Origin of the sequence: Maridesulfovibrio pacificus (SeqCode), assembly GCF_048612815.1 — a bacterium.
GTDB classification, from domain to species: domain Bacteria; phylum Desulfobacterota; class Desulfovibrionia; order Desulfovibrionales; family Desulfovibrionaceae; genus Maridesulfovibrio; species Maridesulfovibrio pacificus.
In genome coordinates this window covers 547962-568352 of sequence record NZ_JBLZNE010000001.1, presented here as the reverse complement: position 1 = coordinate 568352, position 20391 = coordinate 547962, and the positions used below count along the sequence as shown (strand labels likewise).

General features: G+C 45.6%; 19 protein-coding genes. 4 read left to right on the top strand and 15 right to left on the bottom strand.

Translation table 11 applies throughout. The features are described 5' to 3' along the window. Positions 1-122 precede the first annotated feature (122 nt). From ACNI23_RS02825 to ACNI23_RS02805, 5 genes are all read right to left on the bottom strand, one after another. The gene (locus ACNI23_RS02825; protein WP_420246613.1) at positions 123-893 is read right to left on the bottom strand and encodes a hypothetical protein; all 771 of its coding nucleotides are present in this window, start codon (positions 891-893) and stop codon (positions 123-125) included. A 1-nt stretch (position 894) separates the two neighbouring features. Further along, the gene (locus ACNI23_RS02820) at positions 895-1383 is read right to left on the bottom strand and encodes a hypothetical protein (protein ID WP_420250551.1); all 489 of its coding nucleotides are present in this window, start codon (positions 1381-1383) and stop codon (positions 895-897) included. A 5-nt stretch (positions 1384-1388) separates the two neighbouring features. After that, positions 1389-3485, bottom strand: a complete 2097-nt coding sequence (locus tag ACNI23_RS02815) for a phage tail protein (RefSeq protein WP_420246612.1) — start codon at positions 3483-3485, stop codon at positions 1389-1391. Between the two features lie 2 nt (positions 3486-3487). Then, a complete protein-coding gene (locus tag ACNI23_RS02810; protein WP_015851320.1) occupies positions 3488-4081 on the bottom strand; it encodes a phage connector family protein in 594 nt (197 codons plus the stop codon). 138 nt (positions 4082-4219) lie between these two features. After that, the gene (locus tag ACNI23_RS02805) at positions 4220-6538 is read right to left on the bottom strand and encodes an ABC transporter substrate binding protein (protein ID WP_420246611.1); all 2319 of its coding nucleotides are present in this window, start codon (positions 6536-6538) and stop codon (positions 4220-4222) included. 240 nt (positions 6539-6778) lie between these two features. On the opposite strand from ACNI23_RS02805, the gene ACNI23_RS02800 reads away from it, so the two are divergent. Together ACNI23_RS02800 and ACNI23_RS02795 are read left to right on the top strand one after the other, a co-directional pair. Continuing rightward, positions 6779-7222, top strand: a complete 444-nt coding sequence (locus tag ACNI23_RS02800; RefSeq protein ID WP_420246609.1) for a phosphate-starvation-inducible PsiE family protein — start codon at positions 6779-6781, stop codon at positions 7220-7222. Between the two features lie 16 nt (positions 7223-7238). Beyond that, positions 7239-8147, top strand: coding sequence for a universal stress protein (locus ACNI23_RS02795; RefSeq protein ID WP_420246608.1), 909 nt, complete (start codon positions 7239-7241; stop codon positions 8145-8147). A gap of 81 nt (positions 8148-8228) precedes the next feature. Here the strand turns inward: ACNI23_RS02795 and ACNI23_RS02790 are convergent, their stop codons facing one another. The 5 genes from ACNI23_RS02790 to ACNI23_RS02770 all read right to left on the bottom strand — a co-directional run bounded on the left by ACNI23_RS02790 (position 8229) and on the right by ACNI23_RS02770 (position 10880). Continuing rightward, positions 8229-8423 (bottom strand): hypothetical protein, encoded by a 195-nt coding sequence (locus ACNI23_RS02790; protein WP_420246606.1) that lies wholly within the window; start codon positions 8421-8423, stop codon positions 8229-8231. Between the two features lie 13 nt (positions 8424-8436). Further along, positions 8437-8829 carry a Bbp16 family capsid cement protein gene (locus tag ACNI23_RS02785; protein WP_420246604.1) on the bottom strand — a complete coding sequence of 131 codons (393 nt, stop codon included), beginning with the start codon at positions 8827-8829 and terminating at the stop codon, positions 8437-8439. Between the two features lie 18 nt (positions 8830-8847). After that, the gene (locus tag ACNI23_RS02780) at positions 8848-9816 is read right to left on the bottom strand and encodes a major capsid protein (protein ID WP_420246603.1); all 969 of its coding nucleotides are present in this window, start codon (positions 9814-9816) and stop codon (positions 8848-8850) included. Positions 9817-9909: 93 nt separating this feature from the next. Beyond that, positions 9910-10548 (bottom strand): endoprotease, encoded by a 639-nt coding sequence (locus ACNI23_RS02775; protein WP_420246601.1) that lies wholly within the window; start codon positions 10546-10548, stop codon positions 9910-9912. Continuing rightward, complete coding sequence (locus tag ACNI23_RS02770; RefSeq protein ID WP_420246600.1) at positions 10545-10880, bottom strand: hypothetical protein; 336 nt, start codon at positions 10878-10880, stop codon at positions 10545-10547. Before ACNI23_RS02770 ends, ACNI23_RS02775 begins: the two co-directional genes overlap by 4 nt. A 290-nt stretch (positions 10881-11170) precedes the next feature. Between ACNI23_RS02770 and ACNI23_RS02765 the strand changes: the two genes are divergently transcribed. Beyond that, on the top strand, positions 11171-13579 hold the full coding sequence (locus tag ACNI23_RS02765; protein ID WP_420246599.1) for an acetate--CoA ligase family protein: 2409 nt from the start codon (positions 11171-11173) through the stop codon (positions 13577-13579). A 507-nt stretch (positions 13580-14086) separates the two neighbouring features. Here the strand turns inward: ACNI23_RS02765 and ACNI23_RS02760 are convergent. The 3 genes from ACNI23_RS02760 to ACNI23_RS02750 all read right to left on the bottom strand — a co-directional run bounded on the left by ACNI23_RS02760 (position 14087) and on the right by ACNI23_RS02750 (position 16520). Continuing rightward, positions 14087-15253: an MFS transporter gene (locus ACNI23_RS02760; RefSeq protein ID WP_420246597.1), complete on the bottom strand. Its 1167-nt coding sequence runs from the start codon at positions 15251-15253 to the stop codon at positions 14087-14089. A gap of 159 nt (positions 15254-15412) precedes the next feature. Next, a complete protein-coding gene (locus ACNI23_RS02755) occupies positions 15413-15628 on the bottom strand; it encodes a hypothetical protein (RefSeq protein ID WP_420246595.1) in 216 nt (71 codons plus the stop codon). Positions 15629-15911: 283 nt separating this feature from the next. Then, on the bottom strand, positions 15912-16520 hold the full coding sequence (locus tag ACNI23_RS02750) for a flavodoxin family protein (protein ID WP_420246594.1): 609 nt from the start codon (positions 16518-16520) through the stop codon (positions 15912-15914). 207 nt (positions 16521-16727) lie between these two features. On the opposite strand from ACNI23_RS02750, the gene ACNI23_RS02745 reads away from it, so the two are divergent. Further along, positions 16728-18275, top strand: coding sequence for an NAD(P)/FAD-dependent oxidoreductase (locus ACNI23_RS02745; RefSeq protein WP_420246592.1), 1548 nt, complete (start codon positions 16728-16730; stop codon positions 18273-18275). A gap of 10 nt (positions 18276-18285) precedes the next feature. Here the strand turns inward: ACNI23_RS02745 and ACNI23_RS02740 are convergent, their stop codons facing one another. Then, complete coding sequence (locus tag ACNI23_RS02740) at positions 18286-19119, bottom strand: ABC transporter substrate-binding protein (RefSeq protein WP_420246591.1); 834 nt, start codon at positions 19117-19119, stop codon at positions 18286-18288. A gap of 403 nt (positions 19120-19522) precedes the next feature. Further along, complete coding sequence (locus ACNI23_RS02735) at positions 19523-20368, bottom strand: D-amino-acid transaminase (protein ID WP_420246589.1); 846 nt, start codon at positions 20366-20368, stop codon at positions 19523-19525. Between the last annotated feature and the right edge of the window lie 23 nt (positions 20369-20391).

Genomic DNA, 20391 nt, shown 5'->3' with positions numbered 1-20391 from the left:
TTTCTCCTGTTAACATTACTAAATCATTTAAAAACCAACCTTATATTTGTAGCTTAAAAAGAAAGGCGGACCTGAGTAATCCATCTCAGGTCCGCCTTGAATAGCGTTTGTACGAAAGTTAATTATCCACCGAGATTTGAACCCAGCATACTCCCGGCCAAACTCATCCCCTGACTCAAAAGTCCACCGTTAATTGCTGAATCGCTTTTATTTGTGTCCTCTTGCACCATATTAGAGTTTAGCACGGACTTGCTTTGCGCTGACCAGACCGACAAGTCACCATGCTCAATCATCCTGTTTGAATTCACCTCCGCCTGGTATTTTACGATTTCAGCATCATAAGCAGCCTGACGGATAGTGTCTTCCCGCACATCCACAACAGAACCGGAATCAAGTCGCACGCCCTTATGGCCCGAAATCGAGTGGTTACGGCGGTATAATTCACGGCGCAGGGTTGCTAATTTAATTTCTGCATCCTGATTGATAAGCTGAGCTTCTTTGTAACTAACGCTTCGATTGTAAACACCCTGTTCCATGAGATGATAATTATTCACCTCAGTCATCTGGGAATTATACTGCACTGCGTTTCGTTCCTGACTTCCACCCAAAATAGACTGCCCAAACTGGGTCATCATTCCCAGATAACTTGAACCGCCTCCTCCACCGAGCAAACTTCCTCCAAAACCGGATGAACCACTAGATGGTGCGCTACTTCCACCAAAAACGCCTCCGGCGCTGCCCATTAGACTGGAAAAACCATCAAGACCACCTCCGCCAACATTCCAAGGCATTCCCTGCCCGGAACTTTCAGTAGAGGCAGAGTCCATTGCCATATTACTCACAGCACCCATGAGCATCTGCGAGCCATAATTAAAAGCAACTCCCATCGCCATATCAACTCGTCTCCATTTTATTTTTTGCTAACCGGCGCACTGCATGGAAATATTCATCCCTGCCCAGCCGTACTTTTTCATTTTCAAACTCAAAACCACACCACTTGTGCCAGTGCACACTTCTGCTGTTCCGACTGCAAACCCATGTATCCAACAAAGGAAATGAACGCTGGAGCATATCCAAAAGCCGCCGTGAAGCCCTAGCAAACGGGAGCGGATTTTCATCCATAGCAACACTGCCTACAACCCACGGGCACCCTACTCCGTCTGCAATGGGTACAACTCCGAAAATAGCTTGAACTGAACCGTTGCGATACAAGCCGTAAACCAGCTTTGAATACTCCACATCACCCATGATGATTGCGCGTATGGATTTTCCGGGATGCAACCCTTCCATGTCATGACTATCACTTTCACGAATATTTGCGGCAACAAGATCCACATCTTCCAAGGAAGGAACCCCAAGCTTAAGCGGTGCGGCCTTTTTCATCCGGCTCACGAATACACCGAAACTTCCGGTATAAGAGCCAATACTGAGAGAGGTAAGGGTTGATCCTGACGGATATAAATCTGCCCGTCACGATCATAACCACGGTTAAACTTAACTTCGTAGTCTCCTGTATACAGAGCCGGAGCACCACCAACCTTATCAGCCGATGTACGGAACGGTGCACGCTCCAGATGTTCCCCGTCGTACCCGACCTGCAACCCAAGAGACTGAAACAATCGCACAATGACATGGGAGACTCTCTTCTTGCGGCCCTGAGCAGTTCCACCGGACATTGATCCGCCTTCAATACGCAACGTTTTCATATTGGATATATATGGAAGTCCGGCATGGACTACCTTGGCAGGGGAAGCAAGGGTAATGGCACCCTCCTTGACCACCACATCAGGTCGCACGGCACCGTCTGCAAGAACGGAAACAGTTTTACCTTCCAGATGTTCGAGTCCGCTGAAAACTGTATCCGCTACTCCCTGATCATAGGTCAGGCCGGAATCCACAAAGAAAGCATCGACCGAACCTTCGCCGACAAACTGGTTCTCCATGCGCTCAACATATTTACGGGAAATGCCGCCGACTTCCCTTTCAACAACAACCCACACTTCCTCCTGTGTCGGTCCGGGGACGGTGCAAACGGATCGAAATTTACCGTCTGTGGTATGACGATGAAAGCCCACGACTTCATGTTCGCGCTGATAGGTCAGGCCAATCATAACCCCGTCATCACGAGTCATCCAGATTACGGAATCCGGCGACTGCTGGTATGCCCACTCTGTGATGGAGTTGGAGCGAGTCAAATGTTCGGCAAGAATGGTCAGATCGGGGGCAGTATAACCATCAGCCTCGAATGAATAGGAAAGCTCACGGATGGTCCTGCCTTCACGCTGCAAAAATAACATCACTCCACCGACAACCACCGGAGGAATCGCCGCCGAACCGTGGGTAGTTTCACGGCGAACCATAACCGAGTTGGGTGTAACTGAATCCAAGCTGCTCCCACCGGAAAGCCACCATTCACCGCCGGAAGTGCCCATGATCAATTTCTTGGCACTAACCATCCAACGGATGGCATTCACCTGATCAGCGGAAAGAGTATAGGTACACGCATCATCATCCACCACAGGAGAAGAAACCGCGAAATCCTCATACGATCCGGCTTTACTCATCCAGATCGTCTGGGGATTGGAAGGATTGGCAGCAAAACAGAGCCGCTCCTCAAAGAAGGTTACGCAGGAAGGAAATCCTTTTTCACTATTCCACTCTTGCGGCGGAGAACTGAATGCGACAAGTTCCATCTTCCAATCAACATGGGATGTGCGCGAAAGCTTGTAAGGCTGAACTTCCGGATGAACGATATACATTACATCAGCTGACTGGGTGAAACGGATTCCCGGCAGATCATTTTCCGTATAGGGAGATGTTATTTCGACAGGACTCCCCTGCTCATCCACCACAATCCCGCCATTCTTGAAAATACGAATGTTACGGTCTGTAAATTCCAACACGTAAGCCTGCTCAGTGGAAAATTCAAAAGGAATTAGGCGGGTCGAAGGATTGGTTTCCCGAACCTGAACAGTCTCGACAGCACCGGAAAAATCAGCATCTGCAATAATTGAAAGATATCCATCAGCATCCGCCTTGGACCGGAAAGCATAGCTTCCGTCAGCGGCAACAGACTCACTCAGACTGCCACTTCCGGCACTTACACAAACCGCGCCGGAGTTATATCCGGTCACCTTGAAGCTGATCTCATAAACACGGTCCGCGACGAGCTCTAAATTTCTGCTAAGTGTTGATTCAGCTGTTTGTGTGCCATCACAGGTTGCTTTTGCCGAAGACACAGTCCAGCCGCTGCCTACAGTCCAGTCTATTGCGGAATCAAGACTTGTAGCGAGAAGCCGGTTACGCCCCAGAACCTCACGGATAAAACGAAAACCGGTCCTGCGCGAAGCCCCGCCGTGGGGATGGGTAAGCATATTTTCAAGCTCGGCAAGACCATTGGAATACTTAGCAAGATCAACCCTTCCGCCAAGCCGAGGGGAAAGCTCCCCGGCACTGAAATTAGTCATAATGAGGGACACTGACATAACTAAGCCCTCCAGACGGGTGAATCCATGCCGTGAATTCCCCGTGCTTCCAGCCACGGATCGCTGGGAATATTGTCCTCCCGACCTTCCGCCGAATCCGCCAAGCGCGCAGACTGCATGGCATTAAGATAGAGGGTCCACATCTCTCGTGCCTTGGTCGTTGAGCCGGTAATGTCATCAGCCATTTCCGCAGCCAGCCGCGCGGCAAAAGCCATCACAAATGAAGGATCAAAAAGAACCGGATTAGTCACTTTCATAGTGTAAACAGCAGAAGCACCATCACGGTCAGTTAGGATTTTATCTCCTTCAACCACAAACTCATCATCCGGGGAATTAAGCTGTCTGAGATGCAGGCAATCTGAAGGGAGCTGGTACTGATGGACAAAACCGAAAGCCGGATTGTCTGCAAGCTTAGCCAGTCTTATGCGTGAAGCGGCAAAATTCCATGGATGCTCACGGAGGACCGCATCGCGAACCTGATCATAAAAAAGATTGCAAGTAACAGCCTCCTGCGAACTGTCGCTTAACGATTCAATAAGTCTTGCCCCAAGTTTACGTAGGGCAAGATTACAAATTTTAACTTCTGAAACAGCCATATTTTTCCTGATATGTTTCGGAAATACGCTTTATTACGATCTCCTTTTCATAGTCAGGATAAAATCGAAGGCGGACCTGAGTAACTCAACTCAAGTCCGCCCAAACTGCTTTCTGTAATTGAAATATTTTGCGGAAATTTATCCTTTATAAAGAGGCAGTCGGACGACAAAACGTGTGCCTTTACCGGGCTCGGAAAAAACCTCCATGGAACCGTTATGACGTCTGGTTATAATGAAATATGAGATCGAAAGCCCCAGACCGGTCCCCTTCCCCACTGACTTTGTTGTGTAGAACGGTTCAAGTATCCGTTTACGAACCTCCTCGTCCATGCCGGGACCATTGTCTTCTATCTCCAGCACAGCCATGGCCATATATTCACGAATACGCAGGACAAAACACGGCCCGTCCTCTACATAGGACTTCTCGCCCATGGCTTCAGCACCGTTTTTCAATAAATTCAATACAACCTGCTGAATTTCAACTTCATCACATTTTATCAATGAATTTGGAGAATCAAATTCCTTAATTATTTTTATTTTCCTGAAATCATAATTTCTATTGTAATCATAATCCTTCATAATCAAACTTAAAGCATTCTCAACAATTGAACTCAAATTGTGTGAGGCAAAATCACTACCACTTTTGCGACTGAAACTAAGCATTCCGCGCACAATTGTTGCAGCCCTGAGTCCTGATTCATAAATACCATCCAGAAATTTTAAACAATCTCTTCGTTCCAGATATTCTGTAATTGCTGAAAACGATATTCCGCACTCTTCTGCAATCATGATATTTTTTTTACTTTCACTCGCCAAACGCTTTTGCAGATTCTGAACTGCACCAACGATGGCTGCCAAAGGATTATTAATTTCGTGCGCCATTCCCGCAGCAAGGCCGCCGACAGACATCATCTTCTCGGACTGGATTATACGCTGCTCATTAAGCTTCCTTTCTGATATATCCACGATGGAACCTTCAAAGATAACCTTTCCATTTAAGTCTGTCGTCTTACGGGCATTCATAGTAATCCAAACGATCTCACCGCCCTTACACTTCATTTTCACTTCAAAACCAGAAAGAGTTCCTGTTTCCTGCATTGCTGCAAGCAAAGCATTGCGGTCGACTTCATTCAGGTAAAGTTTCTTCCCAACGTTATCTACAACTTCAATAACTTCTTCCGGGGAGTCGTAACCAAATATTGCAGCAAACGCAGCGTTAGCAGCCAAAACTCTTCCTTCAACACTGGTCTGGAAAATCCCCTCCTGAGCATTGTCAAATATGGAACGATATTTAATCTCCGAATGCTCAAGATCCTTACGGGCTTTGTGCAGAGCTATAACATTCTTAATTAAAACAATAACGAGAACAATCATGAATGCGAAAACAAAGACAGTACTCCACACGAGATAAAAATATTCTTCATAAAAGGAAAAAGGCTCGTTAAGGACAACGCTTTCTTCAGGGAGTGACTCAATAGGGATTCCGTATTTATTTAGAGATTGCCAATCAAAAATAAACGCATTGGCTCCGATCTTAATGACCGGGATGTCATCTGTTTTCTCCCCGTCAAGAACCTTGTGGGCAACTTCGCTCATCATCACGCCTTGATGATAACCACTAATGACTTTACCGCCTATTACACCGTCACGAAGGTTAAAGCGCAGAAGACAATATACTGGAACCGGACTATTCTGTGTAAGTATGCTGCCCAGTTTCTCATATGTTACATATTTACCATCCCGATCTGAATAATAAACACCAAGCAATACAACACTGCCCGATTTCATAGACTGAATTTTTTCCCGCAAGCCTGCAATGGTGAGGTTATCATTATATTCAATACTGACACGATCTTTGAAAGGGGCCAGATTCCTCTTTATTGTGGCCTCCCAAGCCCTACCGGTTTTGAGATAATCATTAACAACATAGATGGATTTCGTTTCCGGTAACTGCTTCAGAATACATTCCACGGTCTCACGCGATGACATAACTTCCGCCACCCCCGTGATTCCTTTTACTCCTTTGATTTGATCATCTGAAAAATTATTCACTCCGCAAAAGACCATCGGCACACCGGGAAACAGCTCATTACGATTTTCCAATAGGAAATCAAAAGCATTGTTGTCGGAAGACAGAATTAAGGACAGATTTATACTTTTAAATTTTGCTTCGAGCAGATTTTTGATTCTAGCATAATGTTTAGCCGAATAATGCCGTTTGGTATCCATATATTCGATATGCAGAACCAGATCATTATAAGGCGGGACCAGTAAGGTATCACGAATCCCTTTTTCAATATTAGCAACCCAAGACATCCCCGAGTGGTAAGAATGAAGAACCAAAACATGGCGGACGTCCTCAGCTCGGGCAGGAAAAACCATAAAAAGAAAAAAAACGGCAAGCCAGCATAGCCGCAATAATTCACCACGAATATGTTCGCATATTACTTTCGTCATAGAATATAACTAGCACAGTTTACGGGCTAAATCTACGCAAGACAAAATGGGCCAACAAATTCTGCGCAACTTTACAATTTGAAAAATTATTATCCGCCCCACTGTTTTTTATAAATATTAACTGCTAAAGTAGATTGGCAATATTCTCCACAGACCGAACGAGGTTAACTTATGTTCTTCTTCGACAAAAAAACTTCCGCAAACCCATGCTCTGATCCTATGATAGGAAGATTATGGGCAATGATACGCTTTTCTGTGCGCATTCTGGCAATACTGATGACTCTTGTCATAATCTGGGGAATACTTGATGTGATCTGGGTCCTTTACCAGCGAATAAAAACACCCCCAATCTACCTGTTAAATATAAATGATATCTTGGCAACCTTCGGAGCTTTCATGGCTGTGCTGATTGCCATCGAAATATTTGCAAACATAATAATATATCTTGAATACAAGATGATTCATCTAAAACTTGTTATAGCCACAGCATTGATGGCCGCTGCCCGAAAAGTAATTGTGCTTGATTTCAAGGAAATCGGCTACATGCAAGCCATCTCCCTAGGACTAATAATCCTCGCCTTAGGAGGATGTTACTGGATGGTATGTGACAAGGACGCCGATGCTCCAAAAGTATTTCTGAACGGCTCTACTGACAGTTGCGAGAGTGAAAAGGAACAGGTTTAAATCAAAAGAGGGTTATATGACAAAACAGATCTTACTTTACCTTGGTACTGAAATAGAAACTCCCCTGATAAAACACGCTCTTGATTTCGCGGACAAAAGCGAGGCTTCTCTTACCGTCCTGCATGTTTTCAAAAACCCCAAAACATCTGCACTCGACTATTTCAACACTCAGGGAAAGGATTTAAAAAAATATATCCTCGATGGACACAACGCCAACTTGCAATCTGCCTTGGACGAAGAAAACATAGAACAAAGCCGCATAAAATTTTCACTTCGCTGGGGCAAAGGTTTCATTGAGTGCATTAAAGCGGTTAACGAAAACAAATATGATCTGGTAATTAGCCCGCAAACTGCTCACGATAAAACTCCGGACAGCACTGTCATGCACCTGCTAAGAAAATGCCCTTGTCCGGTCTGGATTCATCATGGTCACCTATGGCGTGGAGCGGTAAGAATTCTTGCCGCAGTAGGACCGTTCGACAACTCGCCAGGAAATGAGTCTTTGAACAGAGACATCCTCAAACATGCAGCAGAACTGAACCGTGTCCTTGGCGGCAAACTGCATGTAATGCACTGCTGGAAAGGCTATCTGGAAGGTGTCACCGCCAACCCGTATTTCTCAGAATCAGAAGTGGAAAAATATCTGGATTATGAAAAAAACAGCAGCGAAACAGCTTTTAACAGCTTAATTGAGGCCACTTCTTTCCCTGAAGAACCACGCAAAGTAATCATGCATGGCGACCCCGGAATATTGATACCGGAATATGCACTTGAGAAGAAAATGGACATAGTTGTTATGGGAAGTGTGGCTCGTTCCGGTATAGCCGGCCTGCTCATCGGCAATACTGCGGAGAAAGTAGCAGGAGCCCTTACAGAATCATTGCTGGCCATCAAACCTGCAGGCTTTGTATCTCCTGTAACATAACTATCTACTTACAAAAAAACTCCCCGATCCATAAAGACCGGGGAGTTTAATATTGTATTGATTCAAAATGCTAAAACCAAACTATTTAGTGCTCTCCTTTTTCATTCTAGGCATTATTCTTTTGGAAGCAGGTTTGGCTTTTGCCCCGCCCACAGGTTCGAAGTGCTCCGCAACATCAACACCGTCAGCATAATCAACACTCATTCCAGCTTTGAAATGCTGCAATTTACCTTGCGGATTCCTCACGTAACAATCTTTTTTACAGACGTATTTCACTTAAAAAACCACCTTAAACGTTGGTCTGATCATCCATGATCAGATAGCCGCTGACCTTACCGGCGGTAGCGTTACTTCCTGTTACAGTAAAAGAGAGTCGCAAGAATCCTTTATGAGTCACAGGCAGGGAAGGCAGTGGAAAGCTATACCCCTGCTTAAGCTCCGCCACAGGGATGGAACCGGATTCGAAAAGAGTGTCAAAAAGAGAGAAATCATCAGTCCCGGAAGCCTGTACGCCCACACGCAAGCTGGTCAAAGTAGCAAAATCTTCACCATCAACCATTACCTTGAGTCTGACATTACCACCGGAACCGCAATCTTCACCTACATTGATAACATTCTGGGAAACCGCGCTGGCAGTAACGGCCTGCTCTTCACAAAAACAAAGTTCTTTATCAAGATACATATTCTTTACTCCTTTTAATTACGCACTGAGAGCTGCTTCGGTGTTGAGAATGGAATCCACGCGGCGTACCGGACAACCCCAGAAGGTGGTTACGGGTTTGCCTTCCCAGTTCTCGGTCTTGAGCATGACGTTGTTTTTGTCAGACGCTTCAATATCAAGCAGTGTTTTCACAGTCTGGTTGCAGTAAATGGCGGTTCTGCCCATGTTGGTATTGGGGATCAAATTCAAGCCTTCAATCAACGCATGGCGCAGAGAATTGGAACCGATGTTTTTGGGATCAATGGAAGCAATACGCACCACATAACGCCAGTCGCGAACAACAAGTCCGGGAGTCCATTTGTAATGGGTTCGCAGTCCCTGATACTTACCGCCGTTGGTGTCTTCGAGAGTCACTTCGCCGAGATCCTTATGACTCAGACCGTTGGAACTGCCTTTAGGAAAGGTGAAATGGACGGTCTGATCCGACCAGCACACAATCCAAATAGAAGTGCAATTGTTACCGGTACCACCGAAGTCGATGACGTTCTTATCCTCAAGGGAATTGAAGCGCGGTGCAAGGCCGAGGAATTTTTCAGGCTCCAGCGCGGTATCACCGTAGACAAAGGTGTCTGCAAATTCCTTGTTCATGGCTTCAAGGAAAGCGCGCTCCTCAGAAGTACGGAAATTGGAAGAATGACCGTTGAGATCGGAAAGGGCTTTGTCCATTTCCGCATAGGATTCAAGCATGCCGCAGGTGTCATCAATCTGCTTGGTGCGGGACTTACTGGGCTTGATACCGTAGTTAAGTTTACGCCAGCTTACAGTAGGCAGGTCAGTACGTACGGTAGTACGGTGTCCGGTAGGCAGGTTGCCTTCCACCCATGCTGCGTCATCAAGAATTTCGTTGGTGTGGGCCAGAACTTCCGTGATCTCGGATACTTTACCGTTAGGATCAAGACGTCCGCTCCAGTCGGAAAGGGTAAGTGCATTCATACCAAGAGTTGCCATAATTAATTCTCCTTACGAGATTCGGCCCTCTTGGGAGCTCTTAATTGTGTGACGCTTCAAGCGTTCTATATTTCGGTGCGCTTCGCGCTATTATTAGATCGGCTGGTTGGGATAAAGAATTTCCCCGATTGTCTTCTTACGGGGAGTATTTCTATTACTATCCACGTATGAGTCTTCAGTGAGACGCCTGCCTACATTGTAAAAGGCTTTAACAACCTCAGGATGACAGGAATACCCGGATTCCCTGATCATTTTAGCAAGAACCGGAGAGGCAAAAGCCTGCAGGCCCTTATTGGCTACCCCCATATTCTTGCGGTAATTATTACCGTGCCAGCCGGGAAGCGCACGGGTTTGTCTCTCCCACTCGCCAGCCTGAGTCTGGTGGTCCTGATAACGAGCCGATTCAAGCGAGTTATGAAAATCCACCAGTTTTTGAGCCATTTCTCCGCTGACCCCGTTTTCGTGAGCAAACTGCCGGAACTGACGATCCACATAAGGATCAATCCCGTCCGGCATGCCATAGTCAAGCTCGTACGCTTCCGGCGCATTTGGAACCGGATTATCCAACAGCATCTCGGCTTCCTCTACAATGGGGCCATCCTGATCCTCGGCAAACTCATCTTCCAGCAAGCCTTCACCGCCAAGTACCGGCTCTGGTAGATCGTCTTTCACCTTTGCCTGCGGAGAGTAATGATCCGGTTGCGGATCATTACCGACCGGAAAATCCATCATTTATCTTCCTCCTCTTCTTTTCTAATTTGTTCAGCCCGTTCACGGATAATGGAAAGGTAAATTTCCTCATCGGCACTGATAACCGGGCCGAGGACATTTTCAACAACAAAATCATGCACAGCCACATTGCGGAAGATATCGTTTTTCTTTGCGAATAAAACCGCATTCACCCCGCCCTGCTCCAACAAAAAGGTGAAGATCCTCTTGCCGTGCGGGGTATTAAATGTAGCCCGTACATCTGAAAGAAACTGTTCGTTTATCCTACGCTGTTCTTCACGAACCTTTTCTGCTTCGAGTTGCTCATCCTCCAGAAAACCGGAGTCCGTTGTCATTAATACTGCCTCCTTGCTATATGGGTACAAAACAATTTTCCGGAGAGAACTCGGTTCATGAAAAAGTCCGATATCTACGATTCAACGAAGTATGCGGTCGTTCAGCGCCCTCATTCGCCCCCTTCGAAATACATAATATGCAGCAGGGCGGACCCGAGTCAGAAGACTCGGGTCCGCCCTGTACTGATTTCTGATAAAATGCCCTAAATACGTCAAAATCCGTCTTGTACCCTTTAAAGAAGATATGGCATACAATGCTCAGAACTTAAATTCATGCAAAGTGAGTACACATGTTTATCGAAAATGAAATCAGCTTTGAAGCTATCAACGACCTGTTCGGCAATGCTGACAATGAAGGCCGTGATTATCTTTTTGAATATGAAGTATACAACCTGCTGGCGAACTCCGGTGCTGAAACACCGCCTGCCGCAAACCTGCTGCCGCGCGGTGCACGTTTTTCAGATGAAGAACTGACCTCCATACCGGGCGAAAAAGCAGTGCTGAAAATAGTATCCCCTACTATCGTCCATAAAACGGAAGTTGGAGGAGTGCGCATTGTAAAAAAAGAACCGTCAAAGATCCGTTCCGCTGTACGCGGCATGATGTATGAAGTACCGGAAAACTTCGCATCATATATAGAAAGAGACCCTGACCACGCACCCGAAGAGTACAAAGATCTGCACGGAGAAGCACTGATCAAGGCCATCAGCCGTGACCTCAGAGGAGTTCTTCAGGTCCAGTTCATGCCCCCGGATTCTGATTCTTTCGGCAACGAACTCATTGTAGGCCTGCGCCGGACCAGAGAATTCGGAACCATCATCAGTGCCGGACTCGGGGGAACCGACACCGAACTTTACGCTGAACGCTTCCGTAAAGGACAAGCCATTGTTGCCGCATCAGTAAAAATGGTGGATGGACAATCATTTTTTCAGCTCTTCAAGAACACCATCTCATATAAAAAGCTGGCAGGACTAACTCGCGGGCAGCGCCGGATTGTTACCGATGAACAGCTTATTGAATGCTTTGATTCTTTCATTGAAATGGGTAAATACTTTTCTCCATCCAACCCCAAAGCTGAATTCGTCATTGAAGAACTGGAAATCAACCCCTTCGCTTTTACCGAGTATCTGATGGTGCCTCTGGACGGTTTGTGTCGTTTTTCCAGACCGGATCAAATGCCTCTGGCCCGTCCTGTAGAAAAGATCCACAACCTGCTTCATCCGCAAAAAATCGGCATAATCGGGGTTTCCTCCACCAGAAGAAACTTCGGACGTATCATCCTCGATAATGTTCTGGCTGAAGGATACGCAAAAGAAGACGTAGTTGTTATTCGTGAAGGTTGTAATGATGTTGACGGTGTGCGTTGTGTCCCGAGCTTTGATGCATTGGATCATCAGCTTGATCTCTTAGTGGTCGCCATTGCTGCCCAGCATGTTCCCGATCTCGTTGACAAGGTGATTGAACTGGACTGCGCCAAGAGCGTAATGCTCATTCCGGGAGGCATGGGTGAAACCGAGGACAGTAAAGAGCGGGCGGAACAGGTCATTGCCAGCATCAATGAAAAACATGCTGAAGCTGACGGCGGACCGGTCTTTATCGGAGCGAACTGCATGGGAGTAGTTTCACGCCCCGGCGGGTATGACACATGGTTCATTCCAGACGAAAAGCTACCCAAAGACCGCAACGCGCCATACCAGCGTTCTGCTCTGATCAGCCAAAGCGGAGCCTTTATGGTTTTTCGCTACAGCCAATGCCCGGAACTTAATCCGGCATACATGATTTCCATGGGCAATCAGACGGACCTGACCCTTGGTGACATGATCCATTACTTTAAAGATTCAGAGGAAGTAGACGTCATTGCAGTTTATGCAGAAGGATTCAACGATCTTGACGGATTGGAATTCTGCACAGCCGTGCGGCAGGCAGTAATGAACGGCAAGGAAGTAGTCTTTTACAAAGCCGGAAGGACTCCGGAAGGCAAAACCGCCACCAGCGGACACACCGCTTCTCTGGCTGGCGATTACATGGTCTGCGAAAGCTGCGTGCGACAAGCCGGAGCGATCGTAGCCCGCACCTTTCAGGAATTTCAGGACCTTTTCATGCTGGCGGAAAAGCTGAGCAACAAAACCATTTGCGGCGATAGGCTTGCTGCTGTCAGCGGCGCCGGATTCGAAGCAGTGGGAATGGCTGATTCCATTCAATCCGATGACTATGATATTGAATTGGCCCGGTTCAGTGAAGAATCTATCAATACCATAGATGATATTCTCGAAAAAAACAGACTGAAAGCTCTGGTAACCATCCAGAATCCTCTCGATCTCACTCCGGGATCAAATGACGTAATCCACGCCAGTATGGCTGAAATACTTGCTAAAGATCCAGCGGTTGATTCCATTGTAATCGGTCTGGACCCGCTTTCCCCGTCCATGCACACCTTGGCTGAGCCGACAATTCCGGCTTTTTCAATGGAAGAAGAAAATTCCCTGGGCAACCTGCTCATTCAAATCGTCAAAAAAAGCGATAAGCCGATACTTGCAATTGTAGACGGCGGCAGGCTTTATGACCCCTTAAGAGATAAACTGCTTGAAAACGGGGTTCCGGTCTTTCCAGTCTGCGACCGAGCTGTAGCCGCAATAGCCCTATACTCAAAAGCCCGTATGCGCGCTGACGCAATACGCTTGGCCCATGGTTGCGATTAAACAGTACAAAAAAAGACAGGCCGTAGTTCAAAAAAGAACTACGGCCTGCATCTCTCAGGAGGAATGACTATCGATATGTTTTAATATTTACCGTTGTAACGATTTCTTAGTTTATTTTCACGACTGGTTCTTTCAACAACAACGCAAGCCTTCTCAGCATTAGCAAAAAAGACATCTTCTACAATTCTTGCAATTCCGCATAACCAGCACATAAACATAAAAAACGCTCCTACAACTAAAAGTACAATCAAAAATTTCTTTTAAAATTTCTTTTTTCTAAGAACTTACTTTTAGTGTACGCAGAAAAAACCCCTCGTCAATGAGATTCACTTAATTCTTTTTTTCACATTTTATATTCACATTCATTGCATGCTATCAAGCTACTGGATTAACTACACGAAGCAAACTGAACAGAAATTCAGTCCCAAACAAAACAGGCATTTCTGCCTAATAAAAACCCATCTAATTAACGACCTAAACAACACCACTATATTAAAGATCACCCGACTATGGTCTATTTTCTATCCTTCGCTCAAGCAACCCTGCACTGATCGGAATAATCAAAAAGAATGCTAAAAATATGATCACACCTTGCCAGCCCGCATATTCATACGCAAAGCCAGCACCTGTAATACCTAACCAGCCTCCACTATAATAAAACAAAACATACAGAGCATTGGCTTTGCCATGACTGCAGGTCAGTTTACGATTCAAAAGAACTACCGCCACTGTGTGAATAGTAAAAAAGCCCGCACAGACTCCCAGCAAGCCAAAAACAACAGCTGTGATTGAAGGGAGCAAAAGCAGCAAAAGCGAAGTTCCCAGAAGAACCGAACTGGAAAGCAGCATCACCCCTCCGCCAAACTGGCTGCTGAGTCTTCCGGCAAGGGGACCAAGAAAAATACCGAGAATGTATACCAGATAAACAAGAGTAATGGTCTCAGTGGAAAGATCGAACGGCGGATGCGAAAGCCTATATGGCAGGTAGTTGAAAACCGGGGAAAAAATCAAAAGACTACCGGCCCCGCATGCATAGATCAGAAGAAGCTCTTTGCGCTTAAGTAGTGAAAAATATGTTTCCTTGCCGTTGCTGGTACGAACATCTTCAATCTCTTTTTCTCCGCTGGCGGGCAGGATCAGCACAGCCATCAAAGTCGTGACCAGAATAAGCACTGAAGCTGTGGCAAATGCATACCGCCAATGGAGAGGAGGATGAATCCAACCTCCCAACAGTCTCCCCCCCAACCCGCCCAGAATCGTTGCCGATACATATGAACCCATGACAACGCTTAAGCGTTTTGCTGGAAGAGTGCGGGCCAGCCATGCGGCAATGCTGGTGGTCAAAGCAGGGATAAAAAGACCTTGCAGCAGCCTCGAACCAACAAGAACCGTATAATTATTGGTCAGAGAACAAACAAAACCACCGGCAGCAACGAAAACACCACCGGCAAAAATTATCGGTTTGACCGGATACCTATCCGAAAGGTAGCCGAAAAAAAGATTGGACAGCACTATCCCAAGAATTACAAATGAGACCGCAAAAGAGGCCTGCACAGGGGTGATTTGAAATTCGGACTGCAGAATAGGCAGAACAGGTTGAGGAAGATAGATATTGGTAAAAGAAGCTGAAACAAGGGCAAAAACCGCAAGCTGTATTTTCAGAAGACTATTCATCAGCATTTCCTTCTCTGCCGGAGGCGCTATCAGTCAATAAGCACAACAATTACACCTCTTATCATTGCTCCGCAAACTAATTTTCAGCAGAAATACAAAAACCCCGCTCTGTTACCAGAACGGGGTTTTTGTATTTAATTTGAATGAGAACTATCTCAATTAATTCAAATCAAATGCATCTTTTTTGAAAAAACAGTAAAATTCATCATCATGTTGATAAAACTTTGCAATTTTATCCTTCAACATCTGAAAAACACCATTAATTCTTTTTGATTTAAATAAAACATTATCCTCAACATACTGTTCTGCTTCAACTACTGCGCTAACAGAAACAAAAAATAATAAAGTAAGCGCAAAATACAATTCAAGTGCCATTTCTTAGCTCCTTTTGAAAAGACGTTGACGAAAACATACGCCTAAAAGTGCCCTCGTCAACTGTTTTTTATTAATTCTTTTTTTCACATTTAAATAAACTTTACGCCAATTTTCACAATCTCTATTTATTTTACATTCCAAAATAATAATTCTGTAATTTTTAAACAAAAAAAGCCGCCACCTGAATGGTGACGGCTTATTATTTTCTTAAAATATGCCTACAATTGTTCTATTTTTAACAAAGGCAGTGACTATGCCCGAAGGCTGCGTACTTATCGATATTCTAAATACTTAAACGCTTACCAAGCTCTTTTGCCTGCTCAAGTGCCTCTTCTATACGATTACCATCCGGAAAGGCAACAGAATCACCGAGCCCCCGGATTGAATACACTTCATCAAACCCAAGATATTTAAAAAACAACGGATAACGTGCCTGAATATCAGCGTACATATCTTCCCTCACAGCCCCCTGCGAAGTGATAAACACAAATTTAACTCCTCTCTTAAGCCTACTGTAGAGGTGCATCTTCTCTTCAATTACTCCGCCTTCAGGATCGAACCCATCATGAAAATCAGGGGTAAATAAATGATAAAGCCGGTCAATGAAGATTTTAGCCTGCCCGCTAACATCTCCGAAATAGACCGGACTAGCCAGAACGAGTACGTCGCTTTCATGTATCTCTTCATAAACAGAGGTAAGATCATCCTGTATGATGCAACGTTCGGTTTTTCCTTTGCAGGACATGCAACCGAGACAGCCACTGTTTTTCATTTTAGACAATTCATACGACTTTATTTCCGCATCTTCAGCAAACCCTTCACACAATGCATCCACAATAGCATGTGAATTACCTTTTACTCTGGCACTTCCATTGACTACTGTTACTTTCATCTGTTTACTCCTCATACTAACATTTACATGTCTTCATACAATTTAATTTCAATTTAAGACCGAACTCCATGTAAAAGTGGTAACTTAGTTATCAGGAAAGACAATCAGCCAAATAGCTGAAAACCATGCCCTGCATAATTTACATTGACTTTAGCAGATCAGTCGGTAGAGGTAGGCGGAATTCAATAATTAAAGAGGGCTGCTGCCATGAAACAGGTAAAAGTACAGATCAAAATCAATCCCGAGCAAATCAATCTTCCCGGTGCCATCCGCAAAAAAGCTCTTAAGGCTGCCGGGCTGCCGGACAATAAAGATATTTCCACACGTGTTCTGCGCCGCTCAATCGATGCGCGCTCCCGCAAACCGCACTTTATCCTGCAAGTTGCAATCGGCGACCCTGAAACCGTGGAACCGCAAAAATCTGTATTCACTCCCCTGCCCTTAAACGGCAAGCAGGTTGTCATTGCCGGGGCCGGACCTGCCGGCTATTTCGCAGCACTGACTCTGCTGGAACACGGAATAAAGCCCATCATTATTGAACGCGGACGCACTGTAAATGACCGCCGTAAGGACCTGAAAAAGATCTACACTGAAGGGCTGGTCAACCCGGACTCAAACTATTGCTTCGGGGAAGGTGGTGCCGGAACCTATTCCGACGGCAAGCTCTACACACGAGCAACCAAACGAGGCAATGTAGGTCGCATCCTTGATCTGCTCATTGCAAACGGTGCCCCCGGAGACATACGTATCGATGCGCACCCGCACCTCGGTTCAAACGTACTGCCTCGCATCGTAAGCAAAATGCGTGATGACATCATATCCTGTGGCGGCGAAGTCCACTTCAACACCCGTGTGGATTCATTTATTCTTGAAGGGGACCGTATGGCCGGAGTAATTGCCGGAGGTAATGAGATCAGCGCCGATGCTGTAATCTTAGCAACCGGACATTCAGCACGTGACATTTTTTATGCCCTTGCCGATCAGTATATAAAAATTGAAGCGAAGCCTTTTGCTTTAGGCGTGCGTATTGAACACCCCCAACCATTGATCGATAAAATTTTTTACCACCAATCCCCGCGCCACGAAAACCTTCCCGCAGCAAGCTACCGCATTTCAACTCAAGCTATGGGGCGCGGTGTATTCTCTTTCTGCATGTGTCCGGGCGGCTACATTGTCCCGGCATCAACAGCTCCGGGAGAACTGGTCCTGAACGGTATGAGCCTTGCCGCACGCAATGCTCCTTTTGCTAACGCAGGTTTGGTGGCTGAAGTAAAAATCGAAGATCTGGAAAACCCCGGCGATCCTTTCTGCGCTTTAAAATATCAGGCGGCTGCGGAGAAAAACATGTTCGCCGCCGGAGATGGAGTCACCCAGCAAGCCCCGGCTCAACGGGTAAACGACTTCATCGATGGGCGTGTATCAAAATCAATCCCCAAGACATCATACATCCCCGGCACGTATTCAGCTCCGGTGCATGAGTTACTGCCATTTATCCAATCTGAAGCATTGCGCAACGGACTAAAAGAATTGGGTAAAAAATTTAAAGGATTCGACTCTAACGAAGCCAAAGTACTGGCGGTGGAATCTCGCACCAGTTCCCCGGTACGTATCCCGCGTGACCGGGAAACATTGGAACATGTACAGATTAAGGGACTCTTCCCTTGTGGAGAAGGTGCAGGATATGCAGGCGGAATAATTTCCGCTGCTCTGGATGGAGAGAAATGTGCGCAGGCCGCAGCACGAATAATAAGCTAGCCACTCGAAATCAACGGATTATCTTGATTTGAAATCCCTTCGAACTCAGCGATTCCGGTATAGTTATATTCCAACGTGTCATTTCAGGACCGCTGAAGAGCAATTGCCCTCTTTTACCTATAACAGGTTGAATACTTTCTGTCTTTTCGCCTGCTAAAATTCTTTTAACCATTCTCAGGGCTTCACGGCCCTGAGCAATTCCAGAAAGGACATACCCCCCAACAGCCTTACCCTGACCCACAGAAAAATCCCAAAGAGCAAAAACAGGAACCGGAGCATGTTTTGAGGTCCACTTTATGACCTCTGTGCTGGGGATATGATTCCCCTGCTTATCTTTAAAAATATGATAAGTACCGATTATTATGCAGGAGTATCCAGCATCCGAAGCGGCTTTGACCTGTTCCTGCCAACCTCGAAAATTCTGAATAAGCAAAATATCCGCATGGGTTCCGGATACGTTAAAGCTCTGATCTCCCCTGAGAGATTCCTGCACAAAAACCCTTGAACTCAGACTGTCATCCATGAGGACAAGATACTTACCCGGTCCGACAATCTCCGTTAAATAGGCCACAGAACGTTTAACAAGTGGCCTTTCAAAGACTCCAGTAATCTTACGAATGTTCTTCACATACCCACGCGCATTACCGTTAATACCTAAAAAAACCACCGGAATATCACGGTCTACAAGGAATTGGCCTAAATATTTCAAGGCATAATCATCAGTCAGAACCACGACCGTGGGCTTTTGTTCAACCAGAATATTTTTGACAGCCTCAACATTTCGCTCAGCCTGTTCTTTGCTGAGTCTCTTGAAATCAAGATAATGGCAAAACACATCGGCCACACCCGAAAGGCCTCTTTTTAAAATACCGTTATGCTCTTTTACCCATTTGAAATCACGGTTATAACTATTGACCACAACAACAGTCTTATTTGCAGCAACGGCCAAATCATAAGACAAAGCAAGAAATAACAATAAAATAAAACAGACCAAAAGCTTAAGAACTAACTTAAACCCTGAAAAAATATTATATTTATTTCGTACCAGCATTACATCAAATGTAGCATAGCTTTAACCAATATTACAAGCCACCATCATTTCATGTAAAACTATTACAACAAATCCAACTGCACCATAAAAACAAAACAGGCGGTCCGTTTCAAAAGAAACGGACCGCCTTTCAGTCAGTAAACACAGACTGCTGTCTGTTCAGGAGCGTTAACTTCCCCAAGTTACGCAAATATTCTTAACAGGAAGCTTTGCGGCTTTCCTCGATATAAACTTCACCAAGACGCTTGCTGACGGGTCCGGGGGTACCACCGTTAAGCTCAACTCCATCCACTTCAATAACCGGAGTAACAAAAGAAGTAGCAGCGGTCATAAAAGCTTCGGCAGCATTCTGGGCTTCCTCAATAGTGAAAGGACGCTCTTCAATTTCCATATCCAGTTCTTCAACAAGACGAAGTACGGATTTACGGGTAATACCGGGCAGAATAGAGTTGGAAAGGTTACGGGTAATAATCTTTCCTTCTTTGGTAACAATGTAGGTATTGTTGGAAGAACCTTCTGTTACGAAGCCGTCCTCAACCATCCATGCATCATCCTTACCTTTCTTCTTGGCTTCGGTTTTAACCAGAGAAGCAGCCAGAAGCTGGACGGTCTTGATATCGCGGCGGCCCCAACGGATATCGGGAACAGAAATCACACGCAGACCGGATTTTTCACCAGTGAGTTTCTTGGCTTGAGTAAAGAGAACAACAGTCTGCTCAAGACCTTCGGGCATAACGAAATCACGATCAGTGGCCCCACGGGTAACCTGCAGGTAAATCGCACCTTCTTCAAGGTTGTTACGCTTAACAATTTCGCGGTGAACTTCGAGAAGTTCATCAGCGCTCATGGGCATTGCCATGCCGATTTCGCCGAGAGAACGCTCAAGACGACCGATATGACCTTCCCATTCACAGATTTTTCCATCCACTACAGCGGTAACTTCGTAAATACCGTCAGCAAACAGAAAACCACGGTCAAAAACAGAAACCATTGCCTCTTCTTCAGGTACGTAAGCACCATTTACGTATACAATACGACTCATTTTTTTCACTTATTCCAATATGA